This is a genomic window from Uliginosibacterium sediminicola, from assembly GCF_039631295.1.
Classification (GTDB): domain Bacteria; phylum Pseudomonadota; class Gammaproteobacteria; order Burkholderiales; family Rhodocyclaceae; genus Viridibacterium; species Viridibacterium sediminicola.
In genome coordinates this window covers 658,178-678,887 of sequence record NZ_JBDIVE010000001.1, presented here as the reverse complement: position 1 = coordinate 678,887, position 20,710 = coordinate 658,178, and the positions used below count along the sequence as shown (strand labels likewise).

Sequence of the window (20,710 nt, the reverse complement as noted above, 5' to 3'; positions counted from 1 at the left end):
CAGCCTCATCCTGCCCCATGCACAAAGCGCTGCCATTCCTTGCGCTGTTGGCCTTGTGCTCAGCCTACCTGCAAGGTGGGCTGAGCAAGGCGATCCACTTCGAGGGCGCCATCGCGGAGATGCAGCACTTCGGCCTGCCGTTCGCAGCGCCGCTGGCGCTGGCCGTCGTGTTGCTGGAGTTGGGCGCGTCCGGCCTGATCCTCACAGGCTGGTATCGCTGGTTGGGCGCCGCCTCGCTCGCGCTGTTCACCCTGGCGGCCAGCGTGATTGCCAACCCTTTCTGGAGCATGGCTGGTGATGCGCGCTTCATGGCCACCAATGCCTTCTTTGAGCATCTGGGCCTGGTCGGCGCCTTCGTGCTGGTGGCTTGGTACGATCTGCGCGAGGCCCGGCGTGACTGAGCCGCAGGCACGCGCAGACTCGTCCGAAGCGCCGGTCGGGGCGCTGGAGCCCTTGCGCGAGCGGGTCTTCGCGACGCTGTGGGTGGCCACCGTACTGGGCAACACAGGCAGCTTCATGCGCGATGTGGCGAGCAGCTGGATGGCCACCGATCTGAGCGCCAACCCCGCTGCGGTAGCGGCTGTGCAGGCCGCTGCCGCCTTGCCGGTTTTTCTCTTCGCGATTCCCGCCGGGGTGCTGTCCGATATTCTGGACCGCCGCCGTTTCCTGATTGCGGTGCAAATCCTGCTGGCCGCCGTCAGCGCCATGCTGATGCTGCTGTCGGCCAACGCTTCCCTGCGCCTGGAAAGTCTGCTCGCGCTGACCTTCATCGGTGGGCTGGGCGCGGCATTGATGGGCCCGGCCTGGCTGTCTATCGTGCCAACCCTCGTATCGGGGCGCCAACTGCGTGCCGCCGTGGCGCTCAATTCGCTGGGCGTCAACATCTCGCGTGCCATCGGCCCGGCCGCAGGTGGCGCGCTGCTCGCTGCTTTTGGCGCAGCCGTGACCTATGGCGTCGATTTGCTGAGCTATGCCTTGGTGATTTCTGCGCTGCTGTGGTGGCGCCCGTCGCCCACGGCACCCGATCCGCTGGCCGAGCAATTCATTGGCGCATTGCAGGCCGGACTGCGCTTTACGCTGGCGCAAACGGCCCTGCACCGCGTCCTGCTGCGCGCGGCGGTGTTCTTTGCCAGCGCCAGCGCAGCCTGGGCCTTGCTGCCGCTGGTGGCGCGGCAGCTGCTGCAGGGCTCCGCCGGCTTCTACGGCTTGATGCTCGGTGCGGTGGGGCTGGGGGCGATTCTCGGTGCGCTGGCACTGCCACGCCTGCGGCACGTCCTGGCGCCGGATGGCTTGATGTTGCTGGCCGCGCTGCTCAGCGCTGCGGTGCTGGCGACCCTGGCAATGCGCCCGCCACAAGGTTTGGCATTGCTGATGCTGCTGGTGCTCGGCCTGGCCTGGATCGTCGCGCTGACGACGCTCAACGCGCTGACGCAAAGCATCTTGCCCGACTGGGTCCGCGGGCGCGGCCTGTCGGTTTATCTCACCGTGTTCAACGGCGCGCTGGCGGCAGGTAGCCTGGGCTGGGGCGCGGTTGCCCAGGCTCTAGGCCTGCCGGCCACCTTGCTGCTGGCGGCGGTGGTACTGGCGCTCAGTGCTGTGGTGATGCGTCGCTGGCCACTCCCTTCCGGCGAGGTCAGCCTGGCGGCCAGCCAGCACTGGCCAGCGCCGCCAGGGGCCAGCGAACTGGCGCTGCAGCGTGGGCCGGTACTCGTGCAGGTGGAATACCAGGTTTTGCCGGCAGACAGAGCGGCATTCGTCGATGTGCTCAACAGTCTGTCGATCCAGCGGCGCAGTGATGGTGCCAGCGCCTGGGGCGTGTATGAGGACAGCGCCAATCCGCAGCGCTTGGTGGAATGCTTTTGGGTCAGCTCATGGGCTGAGCACCTGCGCCAGCACCAGCGCGTCTCCCAGGCCAGCGCTGTGCTGCAGGGCCGTGTCTGGCAGCTGCATCAGGGGCCGAATCCGCCCAAGGTTTGTCATTTGATCTCCCTCTAAACCCTCAAAAAAGGAGTTTCATCATGAAGGATCTCGTCGTTACCCGCCGTCGCCGCCAGGCGCCACTCGTCACCCCCAATAGCTTGGGCGCAGAAGCGCGCAAGGACCTCAGCGCGGCCTTGAACCAGGTGCTGGCCGATGTATTTGCGCTGTACCTGAAGACCAAGAATTTCCATTGGCACATGTGGGGACCCTTGTTCCCCAGCTATCACGCGCTGCTCGACGAGCAATCCAGCCAGCTGCTGGCGATGACCGACGCGCTGGCCGAGCGGGTACGCAAGCTCGGCGGCAGCACTCTGCACTCGATTGGCCACATTGCGCGTCTACAGCGTCTGGCCGACAATGATGCAGATCTGGTGCAGCCGAGCGGCATGTTGGCGGAGTTGTGCGATGACAACCAACGCCTGGCTGACTGGTTGCGCGCCGTTCACGAGTTATGCGATGAGCATGGTGATGTGGCGAGTGCCAGCTTGCTGGAAAACTGGCTCGACGAAACCGAGCAGCGGGCGTGGTTCCTGTTTGAATGCGGACGTACTTAATCGACGAGGTGGCACCATGCAGCGCGGACATCACAGCATCAGCGAATTGTTTGATCAGCTCGGCCTGCCCTCCACAGACATGGACATCGAAGCGTTCATTGCGCGTCACCGGCCTGATTCGCTGGGCTGCGCGCTGCCCGAAGCGCCGCCGTGGACGGCGACCCAGGCGGCTTTCCTGCGCGAGGCCATTGCGGCCGACGCAGACTGGGCGCAGTCGGCGGAATGGCTGTCGCTGGCGCTGTGCCAGTCCTAGTGACTAGATGAGCATCCGCAAACCAGAAGACTGTGGGCAGGCTGATGGCGGCTGGCCACCTGCTGTGCACGGCTTCTGGCATGCAATCTTTGCTGCCAGGCAGCGAGCCGTGCGATCTGAATGACTTCTCTTTCCCTGCGCATCCGCATTGCCTTCCCCGCTGCCCTGATGACGCGCAACGGCTTCCTGCTTGCTTGGCTGATCGGCCTGTGCATGCCGTCGGCGGCAGCCCTGGCAGCCTCTCTGCCGGTCGCCTTGGTGGAGTTCAAGCATGAAGCCTGGTCCATCGAACGTGGCGCGCCCAGCCGCATCAATTCGATCACGCAAACTCGCGACGGCTTTCTCTGGATCGGTGGTGTCGAGGGCCTGGTCAATTTCGATGGTGTGAAGTTTGAGCCGGTGCACTTGAGTACCGGCGCCAGCGAAAAACTGGTCGTCTCCAGTCTGAAAGCAGCCCGCTCAGGCGAGCTGTGGGTCGGCCTGGCGCGGGGGCGTGGCATGGCCGTGTTCCGCAAGGGACGCCTGATTGATGCCGGAATGCCGCATCCATCGAGGGAAGTGAATGACATCGAAGAAGATGTCGAAGGTGGCATCTGGGTGGCGCGCGGCGGGCGCAGCGAGCTCACGCTGGCGCGCTTCCATGACGGCGTGTGGCATGAGTTCAGCACCGAAAGCGGTTTGCCTGCGCAACCCGTGTGGGATTTGCACATTGCCCGTGATGGCACTTTGTGGGTTGTGCTGTCGAATACCTTGGTCTATCTGCGGCCCGGCGAAACCCACTTCACAAGCACCCGCTTTGTCACTACGCCGCGCGCCAGCCTTGCCGAAGATGCATTCGGGCAGATCTGGATCTCCGACGCCGACGGCACGCGCACCCTGGATCGCGCGGCGAGTCCCGACACCTTCTTCGCCCACCCCAACCCTGTCGGCGGCACGCGCTTGCTGTTTGATCGCCAGGGCGACCTGTGGACCACCACGCGCAACAACGGCGTGCTGAGAATCCGCGAGCCGGGCCATACGCCTGCCAGGGCTGAGGTGATCAAGCGCCGGGTTGCGTCGCTGGATGCGACCGCCGGGCTGAGCTCCGACCAGACCCGCGCACTGTTCGAGGACCGCGAAGGCAATGTCTGGGTCGGTACCGAACTGGGGCTGGATCAGCTGCGGCCGGCCAGTGTGGTGGTGGATCCCGACTTGCCGCCCAACTCGCCGGTCAGCTACCAGATGTCCGCGACCCGCGATGGCATGGTGTATATCGCGGACGATCGCGCGCTGTATCTCATTGCGCCCGGCCAGACGCCCAAGCCGGTGATGAAGCTCGACACGCCTTCCGAAGCGCTTTGCATGGCGGGCGAACATGGCGTTTGGCTGTTTCTTGGCAAGCAGGTCTTGCGCGTTGAAGCGGGCAAGGTCCAGCGCTATCCCAAGCCGCCCGGCACTGCGCTCGGCTGCGCCGAAGACACCTCCGGAAGACTCTGGATGCCCGCCCTGCAGCACGGTCTGCATTGGCTGCAGGGTGGCACCTGGCAACGCTGGCCCGAGCCCTCGCCATCCCCCTCTTTGCCCGCCAATGCGGCACTGGATCGTGATGGCCGCGCGATTGTGGTGTTCCGTGCGCGACCGCCGGCCGGCGAGCTGCCGTTCCGTGCCCTCGATTCGACCCGCGCCAGGTCTGGCGGCATCGAAGGTTTGCTACCGACCGATGCTGGCGTGCTGGTCAGCGGCAGCCGCGGGATTGCGCTGGCCGATGCCTCCGCGACGAGCGTGTTGTCCAGCGAGATCAACCCCTGGGCGGCTTCGGTCAATGGGCTGGCCCAGGCGCGCAACGGCGATACCTGGATCATCGGCGATGCAGGCATCGTGCTGCTGCGATCCAGCGATCTTGCAAAAGGCCTGTTGCAACCGGAGGCTCCGATTCCGCATCGCGTCTTCGGATTTGCCGATGGCATGAACAGCTTTGTGCAGAAGGCTGCTGGCCCGCAGGTGGCGGTTGGGGGCGATGGCCGGGTCTGGTTCCTGACCCGGCGCAACGTCCTCAGCATGGCGGCCAAGGCTTTTGCGACCAACCCATTGCCAGCGCCAGTCCTACTGCGCTCGGTCACCGTCGGCGGGCAGGTCTATGACCCGGCGTCAGACATCGAACTGCCGGCGGGCACGACCACGGTGCGCCTCGCCTTCACCGCGCTGAGCCTGACCGTGCCGGGGCGGGTCCAGTTCCGGCATCGACTCCTGGGCGTCAGCGATGAATGGAGTGCCCCGGACAACCGGCGCAATGCCCTGCTGACCGATCTACATCCCGGAACCTATCGTTTCGAGGTCGTCGCCTCCAATAACGATGGCCTGTGGAGCGAACAGGCGGCCGGCGTCACGCTGAAAATCCCCGCGACCCTGACCCAATCCCTGGGCTTCAAGATCGTCGCCAGTGTGGCGGTGCTGTTGCTGTTGTACGGGCTCTACCAGGTGAGGGTGCGGCAAATCCTCGCCGCGGCCCGTGATCGGGCTTACGCGCGCAATCGCGAGCGCGAGCGCATCGCCCGCGAATTGCACGACACCTTGCTGCAGAGCGTGCAGGGGCTGATTCTGCGCTTCCAGTCGATTGCCAATCGCGTGCAGAACGACCCACAGACCCAGATGGCCATGAGCCAGGCGCTGGACCGTGCAGAATCGGTGCTGATCGAAGGTCGGGATCGTGTGCAGGGGCTGCGCCGGATCGATGCCAGTGACCTCGAACATGAAGTCCGCAAACTGATCGCAGGACTACCCTTGTCGCCCAGCACTCAGGTCAGCCTGACCAGTCAGGGGTTGAGCAGACATCTGCGCCCGGAAATCTTCGACGAAATCCTCTGCATCATCGGTGAAGCGCTGTTCAATGCCGCCAAGCATGCCGCTGCCGAGAATGTGACGGTGGACATCCACTACGCGCGTCAATGCTTGACGATCACGATCAGCGATGACGGTTTCGGGCTCACCGAGGCGATTGCCGAGCAGGCCCTGCAGTCCGGCCATTTCGGCTTGCTTGGCATGCGCGAACGTGCCAAAGGCATTGACGCGCAGTTGCAGATCGAGGGGCAGCATGGCCTGGGCACACGCATTTCTCTGCGCATCAAAGCCAGCGTCGCCTACACCGCTCAGCACGCTGCGTGAGTAGCTGAACTGCACGACTGCTCAGCCAAAAAGAAAGGCCCCGCGAACGCGTGTTGCGGGGCCTGGCTTTGTGTGCCGAATCCTGCGGAACAACACGCCCGACAGACTTATTGTTCCCTGCCAGGCTGTTCAGCTGTTCGTCTCACGCTCCGGCGTCGCCGTGATGCGATGGATTGTGATGTCAGCGCCTTCAAATTCTTCCTCCGCGCTGAGGCGGATGCCGACGGTGGCGCGCAGGGCGCCGTAGATCACGCCGCCGCCGATGAGGGCGATGAGGATGCCGGCGAGGGTGCCGATCAGTTGGCTGGCGAAGCTGACGCCGCCGAGTCCGCCCAGCGCGCTGCTGCCGAAGATGCCGGCGGCGATGCCGCCCCAGGCGCCGCAGAGGCCGTGCAGGGGCCACACGCCGAGCACGTCGTCGATCTTCCAGCGGTTCTGCGTCAGCGTGAACATCTGCACGAACAGCACGCCGGCGACGGCGCCGACGGCCAGGGCGCCGAGCGGATGCATGATGTCCGAACCGGCGCAGACGGCAACCAGGCCGGCCAGCGGGCCGTTGTGCACGAAGCCGGGGTCATTGCGGCCGAGCAGCAGGGCGGCGAGGGTGCCACCGACCATGGCCATCAGCGAGTTGAGGGCGACCAGGCCGGTGATGGCCGAGAGCTTTTGCGCGCTCATCACATTGAAGCCGAACCAGCCGACGATCAGGATCCAGGCGCCCAGCGCGAGGAACGGGATGTTCGAGGGCGGGTGCGCAGCGGCGATGGCGCCTTCCTTGTTGTAGCGGCCACGGCGCGCGCCAAGCAGCAGCACGGCAGTCAGTGCAACCCAGCCACCGACGGCGTGCACCACCACGCTGCCGGCGAAGTCGTGGAATTTCGCACCGAAGCTCTGCAGCAGCCAGGCTTGCAGGCCGAGCTGGTCGTTCCAGGCGATGCCTTCAAAGAAGGGGTAGACCAGGCCGACCAGCAGCGCGGTGGCGGCCAGCTGCGGCGCAAAGCGCGCACGCTCGGCAATGCCGCCGGAGATGATGGCCGGAATCGCCGCCGCAAAGGTGAGCAGGAAGAAGAACTTCACCAGCTCGTAACCGCTGTTGAGCGCCAGGCTTTGCGCGCTGACCATGAAATGCACGCCGTAGGCGATGCCGTAGCCGACGAAGAAGTAGGCGAGGGTCGACACACAGAAGTCGACGAGGATCTTGACCAGGGCATTGACCTGGTTTTTCTTGCGAACCGTTCCGAGCTCCAGAAAGGCAAAGCCCGCATGCATCGATAACACCATGATGGCGCCAAGCAGGATGAAAAGAACGTCACTGGTGGTCTTGATTTGTTCCATGAAAACTCCGTATTGCACAGTGACGGAGCAGAAAGCACAAAACGCACCAGTTATGTGCCTATACAAAACAATGGTTTGCGTGATTTGTGCCAGATTGATGCCTTTGTTTGTCCTATTTGTGTGCGGCCCGTGCTTCGTGTTGGCACTGTGGTGGTGCATTGCCTTGCTGCTGCACCGCTAGCTGGCGCGTTCTACGGGAGGCGTCGGGCGCGCCGCCCGCGTGCAGCTCAAGTCCCCTCTAAACATGTCGATACCAGTTAACAGTTGCGAGGGCGCATGCCTATGTCCTCGTCGGGGAGGTTTCGCGGTTCGGCTCAAGCTCACAAAATCCGGGGGTACACAATGCAAGATCAGTCCAGTTTTCTGCCACGCATCCTGATCGCTGTCGCGCAGTGCGCGCTGGTGTTGGCGGCTGCACTGCTGGGCAGCGCCACGGTTGGCTGGCTGGCCTGTGCGGTGGTTTGTCTCGGCGCGGTCGCGTTGGTCGTGCTGGGCGGCCAGTCTGCTGGGCGTGGCGAGGATCAGGCGGCGCTGCTGCAGCGCTTGCAGGGTGCAGGCGTGCGCGTGGCTGCGGATCTGCCGCAAACCCTGGATGCGGTGCTGACGCGCATTCGCAGTCTGGAGTCGGAACTGCAGGCGGCGCAGGCTGAGGCGCGCCAAGCACGCAGCAGCGCCCAGGCGCAGCTGCAGGCGCCGGCCGGGCCGTCGCTGGAGCCGGTGCGTTCGATTGCGCGCGCGCTGCACGAATCGCTGGACGCCATTCTGGAACACACGGCGGAAGCCGGCCGCCTGGCGGCGCAGTCCGCCGGCAAGGTGACGGAGACCGAGACGGCCGTGCAGGGCGCGGCCAGCGCGGTCGAAGAGCTGACTCAGTACACCCAGCAGATCAATGGTGTGTTTGCCGATCTCAGCAAGGAGTCCGAGCGGATCGGCAAGATCGTGGTGAGCATTCAGGAGATTGCCAGCCAGACCAATCTGCTGGCCCTCAATGCGGCCATCGAGGCGGCGCGTGCGGGCGAATCCGGTCGTGGTTTTGCGGTGGTGGCGGACGAAGTGCGCAAGCTGGCCGAGCGTGCGGCGGTGTCGAGCACCGAGATCGGGCAGATTGCCTCACGTCTGCAAAGTACCGCCAAGGATGCCTCCGGCAGCGTGGCCGCCGCCGACGAAAGCACGCGCCAGGGCGCCGCGATGATCCGCAGCGCCACGCAGGTGATGGAAGACATCAAGGCAGCCCAGCCGGTGCGTGCCGAGGTGGTGCGCAAGGCGCGCGAGCAGATGGAAACGCAAAAACATCTGTGCGAGAAGATCGAGGCAGCTTTGGCGGCGCTTTGAACCCGCTGCCCTTGGCAGTCTGATCAGTGAGGGATTCAACATGGCCAAGCCGCCCGAGCACGACAATCTACCCTGCGGACAATGCATTGAACGCATTGAGCTGGGGTTCGATTTCACGATGGCTTTCCAGCCCATTGTGAACTGTGCTGCGCGCACGATCTTTGGCTATGAGGCGCTGGTGCGCGGGCTCAACAATGAGTCGGCGTATTCGGTGATCGCCCGCGTCAATGAGCAGAATCGCTATGCGTTTGACCAGCTCTGTCGTACCAAGGCGATTGCGCTGGCAGCGCGGCTTGGCGTCAAAACCATGCTCAGCATCAACTTTCTGCCCAATGCGGTTTACAGGCCCGAGCGTTGCATCCGCACGACCTTGGAGGCTGCCCGGAAACATGATTTCCCGATCCGCCAGATCATGTTCGAATTCACCGAGGTCGAGCAGTGCGAGGACAATCAGCACATCAAGCAGATCGTTGAATACTATAAAAGTACTGGCTTCAAGACGGCGATTGACGATTTCGGTTCAGGCTATTCGGGGCTGAACCTGTTGGCCGATTTCCAGACCGACATCATCAAGCTGGATATGGAGCTGATCCGCAATATCGATACCGACCCGGTGCGTCAGGCGATTGTCCGCCACTGCATCAACATGTTTCGCGAGCTCGGCGTGCAACCGCTCGCCGAGGGCATCGAGCGCCGCGAGGAGATGCAATTCCTGCGCGACATCGGGGTCGAGCTGATGCAGGGCTATTTCTTCGCCAAGCCGGGCTTCGAGTGCTTGCCCGAGGTCGACTTCAGCTTGTGCTGAAGCCGCGCGGCAGTGAGCGCAAGGCCGCCTATTTCAAGGGCGGTGCAATCCCTTCCGCATAGTCGTAGAGTGCGCCCAGAATTTCCTCGCCGCGTTCGTCGGCCGTCTCGCTGAGTTCATCGATGCGCTCAAAGAAGGCGCTGAGGCTGCGTGCCTTGCCGGCGCCGGCATGGAGGTTTTGCGCGCAGTGGTTGAGCCAGCGTGACTGCTCGGTGTCGGACAGCGAGTCGGGGAAGTTGCGGGCGCGGTAGCGGAAGAGGATTTCTTCGAGGCGTTCGTCTTCAAAGCTGACGCGTTCGCCGGCGAGCTGCTCGCCGCTGAGTGTGCGCAGGCGGTTGAGGATGCGGCGGTCGGCATTGCCGACAAAGCCGTTGTAGAGGTCCTCATCGACATCATTCGCTTCGTGCTCGCGCGCAAACACCTCGGCCCAGCGCTTGCCCAGATCAGGCCCTGCCTTGGCGAGGGCAGCATGCTGCAAGGCCAGCGGCAGGTCGAGCTGCCAGCGCGCAATGACTTCCGGCGTCAGCGTTTTGAGATTGCCGATGACAATCGGCGACTTGTTGATGTGGATGGTCTTGATCGGCAATCGCGCCACGCCTTCAGGCAGGTCATCAGCCTTGCTGAACATGCGCGTGCGGATGCTGTCAGCATCGAGCGCGAACAGTTCGCTGGGATCATGGGCCAGATCCCAGACGATGATCTCGTTCTTGTTGCTCGGGTGTACGGCCAGCGGCCAGACGATGGCGATGCAGCCACGCTCGACGCTGAACATGCCGGAGATGTGCACGAAAGGCTTGGGATTGGCGAGGTCGATCTCGGCGAGTACGGCGTCCTTCTTGCGCAGCTTGAGGCAGAAATCCCAGAGCCGTGGCTGCTTCGACTTGATCAGGCGCGCTAGCGCGATGGTGGCACGCACGTCGGAGAGCGCGTCGTGCGCTGCTTCGTGGGCGAGGCCGTTGGCGGCGGTGAGGTGTTCGAGCTTGAACGAGGGGCGGCCGTCTTCGTGACGCGGCCATTCGATACCTTCCGGACGCAGCGCCCAGGTGGTGCGCACCACGTCGAGCAGGTCCCAGCGGCCGCAGTCGTTCTGCCACTCGCGTGCGTAGGGGTCGATGAGGTTGCGCCAGAACATGAAGCGCGTGACTTCATCATCGAAGCGCAAGGTGTTGTAGCCGAGGCCGACGGTGCCCGGCGTGGCCAGCTCCTGCTCGATACGCGCGGCGAAGGCGTGCTCGGGCGCGCCCTTTTCCAGACAGAGCTGCGGCAAGATGCCGGTGAGCAGGCAGGATTCCGGATCGGGCAGGTAGTCCGGTGCAGGCTGGCAATACTGCATCAGCGGTGCGCCGATCTCGTTGAGCTCGGCATCGGTGCGGATGCCGGCGAACTGCGCCGGGCGGTCGCGGCGCGGGTTGATGCCGAAGGTTTCGTAGTCGTGCCAGTAGAAGGAGAGATCAGCCATGCGCGTGCCGCCATTGGAGGGTGAGCGGGCATTTTACCCGCCAGCCGCCGCCGACACGCAGGCGCTGCCCGGAGTACACTGCAAACCCCTGTCGGCAGGACAGCATTGGATCAGCGCAGGAGCACGCACTATGGAATATCGTCGTCTGGGCCGTTCCGGCCTCAAGGTCAGCGCACTTTCATTCGGATCGTGGGTCACCTACTCCAACCAGCTCGATGGCAAGCAGGCACGCGAGTGCATGGCGGCCGCACGCGATGCCGGGGTGAATTTCTTCGACAATGCCGAGGGCTACGCCGCTGGCGAGTCCGAACGCCTGATGGGCCAGGCCTTGCGCGATCTGCGCTGGACCCGTGAGCACTACGTGGTGTCGAGCAAGTTTTTCTGGGGCCTGTCGGACGACCCCAATGTGCGCCACACGCTCAACCGTAAATACCTGCTCAGCGCCGTGGATAACTCCCTCAAGCGCTTCGGGCTGGACTATCTGGACCTCATCTTCTGCCACCGCCCGGACCCGAACACGCCGATCGAGGAGACGGTGTGGGCGATGCACGACATCATCAACCGCGGCAAGGCGCTGTACTGGGGCACCTCGGAATGGAGCGCCGGGCAGATCCGCACCGCCTGGGACATTGCCGAGCGTCACCACCTGCACAAGCCGGTGATGGAGCAGCCGCAATACAACCTCTTCGTACGCCAGCGGGTCGAGCAGGAGTTCGCCACCCTGTATGCCGACATCGGATTGGGGCTGACGGTGTGGAGTCCGCTGGCGTCTGGCGCGCTGACCGGCAAGTACCTCGCGGGCATTCCCAAGGATTCACGCGGCGCGCTCAAGGGTTACGAGTGGCTGCACGAACGCCTGCTCGACGAAAAGCGCACGGCGGCGGTACGCGCGCTCAAGCCGATTGCCGACGAGCTTGGCTGCACGCTGAGCCAACTGGCGATCGCCTGGTGCCTGCGCAATCCGCATGTGTCGACGGTGATCACCGGTGCCTCGCGTGCAGCGCAGGTGGTGGAGAACATGAAGGCGCTGGACGTGCTGCCCAAGCTTGACGACGCGCTGGCGGCGCGCATGGATGCGGCCTGCGCCGGCGCCATCGACGCGCTCTGAACACTGTGTTTTGAAGGGAATCGCTGGAGAATGAGAGAGATGAAGAAACTGGTCATGGCGTCCAACAATGCCGGCAAACTGCGCGAGTTTTCGGCCCTGCTGGCGCCGCTGGGCTGGGAAGTGATTCCGCAGAGCGCCCTGGGCGTGACGGAAGCGGAGGAGCCGCATGAGACTTTTGTCGAGAACGCGCTGGCCAAGGCGCGGCACGCTTCGCTGAGTACCGGCTTGCCGGCGCTGGCCGATGATTCGGGCGTCTGCGTGCACGCGCTGGGCGGCGCGCCGGGTGTGTACTCGGCGCGGTTTGCCGGCGAGCCCAAGTCAGACGCGCGCAATAACGCGCTGCTGATCGAGAAACTTGCCGCGCATGCCGACAAAGGCGCGCATTATGTCTGTGTGCTGGTTTTCGTGCGTGCGGCCAATGATCCGCAGCCGCTGATTGCCGAAGGCGAATGGCATGGCGAAATCATCGATACGCCGCGTGGAGAAGGCGGCTTTGGTTATGACCCGTACTTCCTGTTGCCGGAGTTCGGCCTGACGGCAGCGGAGTTGTCGGCCGAGCGCAAGAATGCGATCAGCCATCGCGGTCTGGCCTGCGCCCGCTTGCTCGACCGCCTGGCCCGCATCTGAATCGAGGAGTCTGAGATGAAGCATCGCATCGCACTGCTGGTGGTTCTGGGCCTGTTCGGCGCCCGGCTGGGCGCGACTGAGGTCCCGCCGCCGCCCAAGCTGGAGCCCATCGAAGAGCCGCGCAATGCCGCCTCGCTGCCGCAGGCGACGGCGCCGGCGACGTCCGCCGCGCAGCTGCCAGCGGCCAAGCCGGGGTCGGAAGTCAGTGAACGCAACCAGGGCGAAGAGCGCATCCGCGAATTCCGCCTCAAGGGTCGCCTGTACATGATCCATGTCTATCCCGCCATCGGCCTGCCTTACACGCTGATCGACGAAACCGGTGACGGTGTCTTCAATCGCAGCGATGCGCGTGGCAATCTGCCCCGCAATGCGCAGTGGAAGGTGTTGTCCTGGTAAGTCCCGGGCCAGCCGCCGCAGCCCTCAGTCGGCTTCGCGCGGCGCGTAGCGGAGAGTCCAGCGCAAGCTGAGCGGCGCCGCCAGCGCCAGTACATCGAGTTTGCAGCGGATGCGCGTTTTCATCTGCCCCATCGGCGCGCGGTAGAGCGCATTGTCGGCCACGCTGTCAGCGCTGCACTGGGTGAAGCCTTCGACCTCGAAGCTGATCGCTTCACCACCCTCGAAACGGAAGCCGTTCTCGGTGGCGATGGCGCGCTCGGCGAAGCCGGCAAATTCCATATCGATACGCAGGTTTTGCAGCTCGGTCGTCGGCGTGTAGGTGTCGATGCGGCTGATCACGCCGGGCGCGAAACGATACTCGCTCTCCATGCGCAGGCGTGGATCGGCCTGCGGCTCGCGTTCGCCCAGGCGGTTGAGCGCGTCCTGGCGGTATTGCAGGCGCAGCGCGTTGCCCTCTTGCGTGGTCAGCACATGGCGCGTGAAGGCGCTGCCGATCAGCTGGCTGCCATCGGCAAGCGTAAAGCGCGGCGTCAGCTGCGGAAAGCCGGCATCGGCCGCGCCCTGGATCAGATCATTGGAAAACGGGATCGGGAAATACGGAGTGTTCATGTGCTGCGTCGCCCCGCCATTCACAAGAGGCAGGCTGATCACGCGCTGGCCGTCGCGCACCGTGAGCAAGGCGCGGTCGTACTCACCACGCGCGAACCAGGTCAGCGTATAGCGCGGCAGCTGGGTCAGCCAGGCCGCGAACTGCGCTGAGGCGCTTTGGCCGCGATAGCCAAGCTGGTTCCACAGATTATTGGTGTAGATGTGCTGATGCAGCAGGCTGAGGTTTTCGCCGAGGATGCGATGTTTGGCGCGGTAGGCGTCGGTGCGGCGGCCCTTGTCCCAGAGATTGACCGAGTGCGTGGCACGGTCGAACCAGAACTGCGCGTACTTGTTGCTGGCGCGAATGGCAAAGGCATAGGCCATGTCGCGTTCGGTGGGCGTTAATACATCCAGCTTGGCGGCGGCTGAGAGCACTTCCAGAAAGGCTGTGTCGCCGTAAGCGCCAATTGAGCGGCCGAATTCGAAACCGTCGCCGCGCGGGTTGAGGCGCACCAGGATCACGTCGACCGCGTGGCGCAGCCAGGTTTTCAGCTGGGGTGTCACCGGCAAGCCGGTCTCAATGAAGCGCTGGCAGATCTCGCCGATCAGCAGGATGCTGTAGCGGTCGAAGCGGCCGTCGCCATCGGTTTCGTCCGAGAAGCCGAATTGGCCGGAATAGGTCTGGTAATGCTTGACCATGCGTTCGAGCAGCACCTCGCTGGCGCTGGCGTCTTCCCAACCGAGCAGGTAACGCAGGCGCGCGATGCTGAAGGCGACGCCGTAGTAATTGGTCGGCAGCTTGATCAGCGTGAATTCCGGCTGTTTGACGAAGCCGCGCCAGTCGAGCTTTTCACGCAGGCGGGCAAGTGTCGCCGGGCTGAGCGCTTGTTCGAGCAAACCGGCTTCGCGCAGCTTGTTGAGCGCGGAGAGGTAGTAATAGATGCCCCAGCTCTCGTTGTCCTCATCCACCGTCATGTCGGCAATCTGCCGGTAGCCCGCCAGATACGACGCGAAGTGCGGATCATTGCGCGGCGTGTTGAGCAGCAGATAACTCATGCCGATGGCAATCTTGCCGGGCAGGAATTTGTCCTTCCCGTTGAAGGCGGCCGTGCCATCGATCTGCAGCGCTTTCTGGTCCTGCAGCAGCTGGGCGAAGAAGTGATCCAGCTGTGGCAGCAGGGCCGTGCTGACGATGTGGTCCAGAGACTCAGACCGGGGTATGTCTGCCTGGTCGTGCGCTGCAGCGGGGAGGGCGTAGCTCATGGCCATGCAGAGTCCGAAGCAAAGTAGGTGGATGCGCATGAGAGCCTCCTTTTCATGGCCGAGTCCGGCTCGGGCAGTCGCGTGATATGACGTTTGCGGCAGGCAAGACGAAGGCGTTGCATGGTGTTTTGTTGTTAAACGTTTAACTCGAATGCTAAAACAAACGATTGAAAAGAGCAAGCCCTACGCGCAAACCCCTAGTGGTTATTCCTTCGGAATGCCCTTTTGGTACATATAAAAACCAAACGGAATGCCGATAAACATAATGACATTGATTTTTTTTGATGAAATAAATGAGCGACGAAGTGGGTTGGAGACCAAAATCAAGCGACTTTGCGTTGACGATGGTCAAGTAAATATGTCTATTGGATCTTATTTGCTTTATGAAATTCGCTTGTCGTCGTAATGTCTGAAACACCCGGCTGATCCAGGTTGTCCATGAGAACAACACGCGTTGATGCAGACCTGTGATGTCTTTGTGGCGCAGCAGTCTGCATGAAGGAATGCCATGGCAAAGAACATCATGATCATCGACGACTCCGCCAGCCTGCGGCAGGTGGTTGCCATCTCGCTACGCGGCGCAGGCTATGAAATTCAGGAAGCCGCCGATGGCCGCGACGCCCTCGACAAGCTCAAGGGGCAGAAAGTCAATCTGATGATCTGCGACCTCAATATGCCTAATCTGGATGGCATTGGCTTCGTGAAGGAAGTCAAGAAAATGCCCCTCTACAGGTATACGCCAATCATCATCCTTACCACAGAGCATGACGAAAACATCGTCAAGGCAGGTCAGGAAGCGGGCGTCAAAGCCTGGGTGCTCAAGCCATTTCAGCCGCCGCAGATGCTGGCAGCTGTTGCCAAGCTTTGTCTGCCTTGAAAGCGAGGCCACCATGCTCAGTGTCCAGCCAATGGAGTCCGGCCTGCGCGTCTGTTTCGATGGCGCGCTGACGATCTATCAGGTCATCGACTACAAGCCGCAGCTGCTCGATGGCCTCCGCGATGTGCGCGAGGTGCAGGTCGATCTGGCCGAGGTCGACGAGATCGACGGCGCCGGCCTGCAACTGCTGATGTTCGTCCGCCGTGAGGTGCTGGCGGCAGGCGCCCGCTGGCAGGTGGTGGCGCATGGCGACGCCAGCCGTGAGGCGCTGAGTCTGGCGGGCCTGGCGACTGAATTCGATCTGGTAGATGTTCTGGAAAGCGAGGTTGTGCAATGAGCTTCCAGCAAAACATGGCCGAAGCGCGCGAGATCTTTTTCGCCGAAAGCCGCGAGCTGCTCGACAGTCTAGAGGACACCTTGCTGCGCTTGGAGGCCGAGCCCGCCAATAGCGAGACGCTCAATGCCCTGTTCCGTGTGGCGCATACCATCAAGGGCTCTGCGGGTCTGTTCGAGCTGCATCGCATCGTTGGCTTCACGCATATTCTGGAGAGCGTGCTTGATCGTGCGCGTTCCGGCAAGCTGGTTATTGATCGTGTGATGACGGCTTTACTGCTGCAATGTCGTGATCACATCGGCAGCCTGCTTGCTGAAGTTTCCGAGCCAGAGGTTTCCGAGGCCCTGCTGGAGGCCAACTCGGTACGCGGGAATGAGCTGGTAGCCTGTTTGGCCGCCAGTCTGCAGGAGCCGCCCCAGGTGCCGGAGGCCGCGCCAGCGCAGGCTGAGCCGGGCGGCGACTTGCTGGCGGATCTCGCGCACGCCGAGGAAGCTGCCCTGCAAGCTGCGCCGCAAGGCGATGCCGAGTGTTATTGGCGTATCGCCATGTTGTGCGGCAGCGAGCTCTTCCGCAGCGGCATGGATCCTCTGGCCATCGTCCGCTATCTGGCGACTCTGGGGCGCGTTGTGAGCATCCAGACGCGCTGCGAGGGCATGCCGGCGGGCGTCGAGATGGACCCGGAAACCTGCTACCTGGCTTTTGACATCGTGCTCGACGCCGACTGTGAGCGCAGCGAGATTGTCGAAGCCTTCGACTTCGTGCGCGATGATTGCACACTGCAGATCCAGCCGCCGGCGCGCCGCGCGGCGGCCAGCATTGCGCAGATCCAGGCTTTGCCGGAAGAACCGATGCTGCTGGGTGAGATGCTGGTCAAGAGCGGTTCGCTCAGCGCGCAGGAGCTGGCCGCCGGGCTGGCACAGCAGCAAGACAAGAACGGTGGCCTACGCGCACCGCTGGGCGAAATCCTCCATGCGCAGGGCACGGTGCCGGCGCCGGTGCTCAATGCGGCACTGGACAAGCAGCAGCGCGTCAAGGAGCACCAACAGCAGGAATGCATGTTCATCCGCGTGCGCGCCGACAAGCTCGACAAACTGATCAATCAGGTCGGTGAGCTGGTCGTTGCTGGCGCCGGCATCAGCCTGCGTGCGCAGCGCAATGGCGATCTGGGCCTGAGCGAAGCAGCGCAAAGCCTCTCGCAACTGGTCGAGCAGATTCGCGACGACGCGCTGCAGTTGCGCATGGTGCCGATTGCGGAAACCTTCCGTCGCTTCAATCGCGTAGTACGCGACACCAGTGACGAACTGGGCAAGGACATCGCCTTGCGTATCGAAGGCGCTGACAATGAGCTCGACAAATCGATGGTCGAGAAGCTCACTGATCCGCTGATGCATCTGGTCCGCAATTCGATTGACCATGGCATCGAGCAGCCGGCGGTGCGCGTAGCCGCTGGCAAAGCTGCGCAAGGTGAGCTGGTTCTGGCCGCCCGGCACGAGTCGGGCAGTTTCGTCATCGAAGTGCGCGACGATGGCGCCGGCCTCAATCGCGAACGCATTCTGGCCAAGGCGGTCGAACAGGGGCTGACCACGGCGGGGCGCGAACTGAGCGATGCGGAAGTCTGGCAGTTCATCTTTGCGCCCGGTTTTTCAACGGCGGCAGCACTGAGCAATCTCTCGGGACGCGGCGTCGGCATGGACGTCGTACGGCGCAACATCCAGTCTCTGCGCGGCAGTATCGAAGTGTTCAGCGAAGCCGGCAAGGGCTCGCGCTTCACCATTCGACTGCCGCTCACACTGGCCATCATTGATGGCTTTGTGGTTGCGGTGGGTCGTTCGCAATACGTCATTCCGCTGGACATGATCGTGGAGTGCGCTGAACTCGCACGCGACGCTGCCCAGGCGACACACCACCGCAGCTATATCAATTTGCGTGGCGAGGTACTGCCTTTCCTGCGCTTGCGCGACATTTTCGGCCTTCCAGCCGTTGCCGACGTGCACGAGAGCATCGTGGTGGTGCAGTACGGTTCGCAACGCGCTGGGCTGGTCGTCGATGAGCTGCTGGGTGAGTTTCAGACCGTGATCAAGCCACTCTCGCGACTGTTCCAGAAGCTGCGTGGCATTGCCGGCTCGACCATCCTGGGCGACGGTGAAGTGGCGCTGATCATCGATGTGCCCGCGTTGATACAACGCAGTCGCGAACTGGAGCAGTCAGCTACCAGCCTGCATGAATTGGAGTCAGGGTAAGAAACAAAGCTTCAGATGGAGTCGTGCACACATTACGAATGAATGGGAATGCGGCAATGTTTACGGAGAACTGAAATGTTCAATAACCTGAAAATAGGCGTACGGCTGGGTTTCGGTTTCGGCGCCATACTTTTGCTGTTGCTTGCGGTAGCCCTGGTTGGCTATCTGCGTGTCTCGGAAATCAACCAGAATCTCGGCGACCTGGTCAATGATAAATTTCCCAAGACGGTCTGGGCCGGCAATGTTGTAGATGAAATCAACACCATCGCCCGCGTGACGCGTAATGCAGTGATCCTCAAGGATCCGGAGCTGGTGCGCAAGGAGCTGGAGCGCATACCCGAAGCCTCGCGTGTTATTGGTGACAACATGGACAAGCTGGAGAAGCATATCCTTTCCGACAAGGGTAAAGCCTTGCTTGGCGTGACCAAGGAGGCGCGCACTGCATACCGTGCTGATCTAACGCGACTCGTCGAGTTGATCCAGGCGGGCAAGCGCGATGAGGCCGCCACATTGCTGATGGGCGACATGCGCACTCACCAGAACGCCTACATCAAAGCCATTGGCGAGCTCAATGACTACCAATCGAATCTGGTGAACGATGTTGCCAAGGAGGCTGAGCAGATAGCGGATGCGACACACACCTTACTGCTGGTGACGACCTGCATGGCGGTTCTCGTGTCGTCCTTGCTTGCCTGGTTCATCACCCGCAGCATCACCCGCCCGGTCAATGAACTGCTGTTGGCAGCAGACGGGATGGCGCGCGGTGATCTGGACATCAAGCTGGCGCACGACTCGAAAGACGAGGTGGGCAAGCTGGTCAGCAGCGTGAAGATCTTGCAAGGCAATATCTCGGGGCTGATTGCTGAAATGAATCACATGTCGGTCGAGCATGACAAAGGCGATATCGACGTGAAGATCGATGAGGGCAAGTTCCAGGGGGCTTACCGGGTGATGGCGAATGGCGTGAACAGCATGGTGTTTGGGCACATTGCGGTGAAGAAGCAGGCCATGGCCTGCATCAAGGAATTCGGCGAAGGCAATATGGATGCGCCGCTGGAGCGCTTCCCGGGCAAGAAGGCGTTCATCAATGACACGATCGAACAGGTGCGCAGCAATATCCGCGCGCTGATTGCCGACTCCAACATGCTGGCGCAGGCTGCCATGCAGCTCAAGCTCGACACGCGGGCAGACGCCTCGCAACACAAGGGCGATTTCCGTCGCATAGTCGAGGGCTTCAATGGCACGCTTGACGCTGTCATCAATCCGCTCAATGCACTGATTGCCGATGTGCAGATGTTGGCCACCGCCGTGGTGGATGGCGAGCTGGAGCGGCGTGGTGATGCCAGCGTCCATCGTGGCCAGTTCCGTCAGGTGCTCGAAGGACTCAATCGCGTGATGGAAGCCATCAATACGCCGGTCGATGAGCTGCGCGAAGTGCTGGCAGGCCTGGAGGCCGGCGATCTCACCGTATCCATGAAAAAGCCTTACAAGGGTACCTTCGACGTGCTCAAGTCTGCAGCCAACAACTCGATTGGACGTCTCGGGCAGATCATCACTGAGGTGCGCGGCTCGGCCGACAGTCTTGCTTCCGCATCGGAAGAGATCAGTGCTACCGCGCAGTCGCTGTCGCAAGCGGCCAGCGAGCAGGCCGCCAGCGTTGAAGAGACCTCGGCCTCGATCGAGCAGATGTCGGCCTCGATCGCCCAGAATACCGATAATGCAGCGGCCACGGACAGCATCGCCACACGTGCGGCGACGGATGCCAACTCCGGTGGCAAGGCGGTCAGCGACACGGTGACGGCGATGAAGCAGATTGCGCAGAAGATCGGCATCATCGACGACATCGCCTACCAGACCAATCTGCTTGCCCTCAATGCAGCGATTGAAGCGGCGCGCGCTGGCGAACATGGCAAGGGCTTCGCGGTGGTGGCGGCAGAAGTGCGCAAGCTGGCCGAGCGTAGTCAGGTGGCGGCACGCGAGATCGGGTCGGTCGCCAGCTCCAGTGTGGGCCTGGCCGAGCACGCGGGTAGCCTGCTTGGCGAGATTGTGCCCGCGATCCAGAAGACTGCCGATCTGGTGCAGGAGATCAGCGCTGCCTCGCAAGAGCAGGCGCGTGGCGCCCAGCAGATCAATGCCGCGATGACCCAGCTCAATCAGACCACGCAGCAAAACGCGTCGTCGTCCGAAGAGTTGTCGGCTACTTCGGAAGAAATGAGTGCGCAGGCCCAGCAGCTGCAGGCCTTGATGAGCTTCTTCTCGACCAGCGCTGATGGCGGGCTGGCTGCCGCACGCAGCGCGCCTGCGGCACAACAGACGACACGGCCGCGTGGCGGCAAACCCAGCGTGCGCCGCGCCGCGCACGGCAAGACGGAGAGCGTCGAGAGCGGAGACGCAGATTTCGTGCGCTTTTGAGGGAGG

General features: G+C 62.7%; 17 protein-coding genes. 14 read left to right on the top strand and 3 right to left on the bottom strand.

What is annotated here, in order from left to right:
• The first annotated feature begins 17 nt into the window (after positions 1–17).
• From ABDB84_RS03205 to ABDB84_RS03185, 5 genes are all read left to right on the top strand, one after another.
• Positions 18–401 (top strand): DoxX family protein, encoded by a 384-nt coding sequence (locus ABDB84_RS03205; protein ID WP_345918236.1) that lies wholly within the window; start codon positions 18–20, stop codon positions 399–401.
• A complete protein-coding gene (locus ABDB84_RS03200) occupies positions 394–1,995 on the top strand; it encodes an MFS transporter (protein ID WP_345918235.1) in 1,602 nt (533 codons plus the stop codon). Before ABDB84_RS03205 ends, ABDB84_RS03200 begins: the two co-directional genes overlap by 8 nt.
• Positions 1,996–2,018: 23 nt before the next feature.
• Complete coding sequence (locus ABDB84_RS03195) at positions 2,019–2,534, top strand: Dps family protein (RefSeq protein WP_345918234.1); 516 nt, start codon at positions 2,019–2,021, stop codon at positions 2,532–2,534.
• Positions 2,535–2,550: 16 nt separating this feature from the next.
• Complete coding sequence (locus ABDB84_RS03190) at positions 2,551–2,787, top strand: DUF2789 family protein (RefSeq protein WP_345918233.1); 237 nt, start codon at positions 2,551–2,553, stop codon at positions 2,785–2,787.
• A gap of 120 nt (positions 2,788–2,907) precedes the next feature.
• Positions 2,908–5,928: a sensor histidine kinase gene (locus tag ABDB84_RS03185; protein WP_345918232.1), complete on the top strand. Its 3,021-nt coding sequence runs from the start codon at positions 2,908–2,910 to the stop codon at positions 5,926–5,928.
• A gap of 129 nt (positions 5,929–6,057) precedes the next feature.
• On the opposite strand, the gene ABDB84_RS03180 is transcribed toward ABDB84_RS03185, so the two are convergent.
• Positions 6,058–7,263: an ammonium transporter gene (locus tag ABDB84_RS03180; protein ID WP_345918231.1), complete on the bottom strand. Its 1,206-nt coding sequence runs from the start codon at positions 7,261–7,263 to the stop codon at positions 6,058–6,060.
• A 342-nt stretch (positions 7,264–7,605) separates the two neighbouring features.
• On the opposite strand from ABDB84_RS03180, the gene ABDB84_RS03175 reads away from it, so the two are divergent.
• Positions 7,606–8,595, top strand: a complete 990-nt coding sequence (locus ABDB84_RS03175) for a methyl-accepting chemotaxis protein (protein ID WP_345918230.1) — start codon at positions 7,606–7,608, stop codon at positions 8,593–8,595.
• 40 nt (positions 8,596–8,635) lie between these two features.
• Positions 8,636–9,400 carry an EAL domain-containing protein gene (locus ABDB84_RS03170; protein WP_345918229.1) on the top strand — a complete coding sequence of 255 codons (765 nt, stop codon included), beginning with the start codon at positions 8,636–8,638 and terminating at the stop codon, positions 9,398–9,400.
• 28 nt (positions 9,401–9,428) lie between these two features.
• Here the strand turns inward: ABDB84_RS03170 and sbcB are convergent, their stop codons facing one another.
• Positions 9,429–10,859: an exodeoxyribonuclease I gene (gene sbcB, locus ABDB84_RS03165; RefSeq protein ID WP_345918228.1), complete on the bottom strand. Its 1,431-nt coding sequence runs from the start codon at positions 10,857–10,859 to the stop codon at positions 9,429–9,431.
• A 130-nt stretch (positions 10,860–10,989) separates the two neighbouring features.
• On the opposite strand from sbcB, the gene ABDB84_RS03160 reads away from it, so the two are divergent.
• Genes ABDB84_RS03160 through ABDB84_RS03150 form a run of 3 tightly spaced genes read left to right on the top strand, consistent with a single transcriptional unit; the run spans position 10,990 to position 12,990 of the window.
• Positions 10,990–11,967 (top strand): potassium channel beta subunit family protein, encoded by a 978-nt coding sequence (locus tag ABDB84_RS03160; RefSeq protein ID WP_345918227.1) that lies wholly within the window; start codon positions 10,990–10,992, stop codon positions 11,965–11,967.
• 39 nt (positions 11,968–12,006) lie between these two features.
• Positions 12,007–12,594 (top strand): RdgB/HAM1 family non-canonical purine NTP pyrophosphatase, encoded by a 588-nt coding sequence (gene rdgB / locus ABDB84_RS03155; protein ID WP_345918226.1) that lies wholly within the window; start codon positions 12,007–12,009, stop codon positions 12,592–12,594.
• Between the two features lie 15 nt (positions 12,595–12,609).
• Positions 12,610–12,990 (top strand): DUF2782 domain-containing protein, encoded by a 381-nt coding sequence (locus ABDB84_RS03150; RefSeq protein WP_345918225.1) that lies wholly within the window; start codon positions 12,610–12,612, stop codon positions 12,988–12,990.
• 24 nt (positions 12,991–13,014) lie between these two features.
• On the opposite strand, the gene ABDB84_RS03145 is transcribed toward ABDB84_RS03150, so the two are convergent.
• Positions 13,015–14,880: a hypothetical protein gene (locus tag ABDB84_RS03145; protein WP_345918224.1), complete on the bottom strand. Its 1,866-nt coding sequence runs from the start codon at positions 14,878–14,880 to the stop codon at positions 13,015–13,017.
• 484 nt (positions 14,881–15,364) lie between these two features.
• Between ABDB84_RS03145 and ABDB84_RS03140 the strand changes: the two genes are divergently transcribed.
• The 4 genes from ABDB84_RS03140 to ABDB84_RS03125 all read left to right on the top strand — a co-directional run bounded on the left by ABDB84_RS03140 (position 15,365) and on the right by ABDB84_RS03125 (position 20,704).
• Positions 15,365–15,718 carry a response regulator gene (locus tag ABDB84_RS03140; protein WP_345918223.1) on the top strand — a complete coding sequence of 118 codons (354 nt, stop codon included), beginning with the start codon at positions 15,365–15,367 and terminating at the stop codon, positions 15,716–15,718.
• A 13-nt stretch (positions 15,719–15,731) separates the two neighbouring features.
• The gene (locus ABDB84_RS03135) at positions 15,732–16,055 is read left to right on the top strand and encodes an STAS domain-containing protein (RefSeq protein ID WP_345918222.1); all 324 of its coding nucleotides are present in this window, start codon (positions 15,732–15,734) and stop codon (positions 16,053–16,055) included.
• Positions 16,052–18,292: a chemotaxis protein CheA gene (locus ABDB84_RS03130; protein WP_345918221.1), complete on the top strand. Its 2,241-nt coding sequence runs from the start codon at positions 16,052–16,054 to the stop codon at positions 18,290–18,292. The genes ABDB84_RS03135 and ABDB84_RS03130 overlap by 4 nt, the downstream gene beginning before the upstream one ends.
• A gap of 75 nt (positions 18,293–18,367) precedes the next feature.
• Positions 18,368–20,704 (top strand): methyl-accepting chemotaxis protein, encoded by a 2,337-nt coding sequence (locus ABDB84_RS03125; protein WP_345918220.1) that lies wholly within the window; start codon positions 18,368–18,370, stop codon positions 20,702–20,704.
• Positions 20,705–20,710 lie beyond the last annotated feature (6 nt).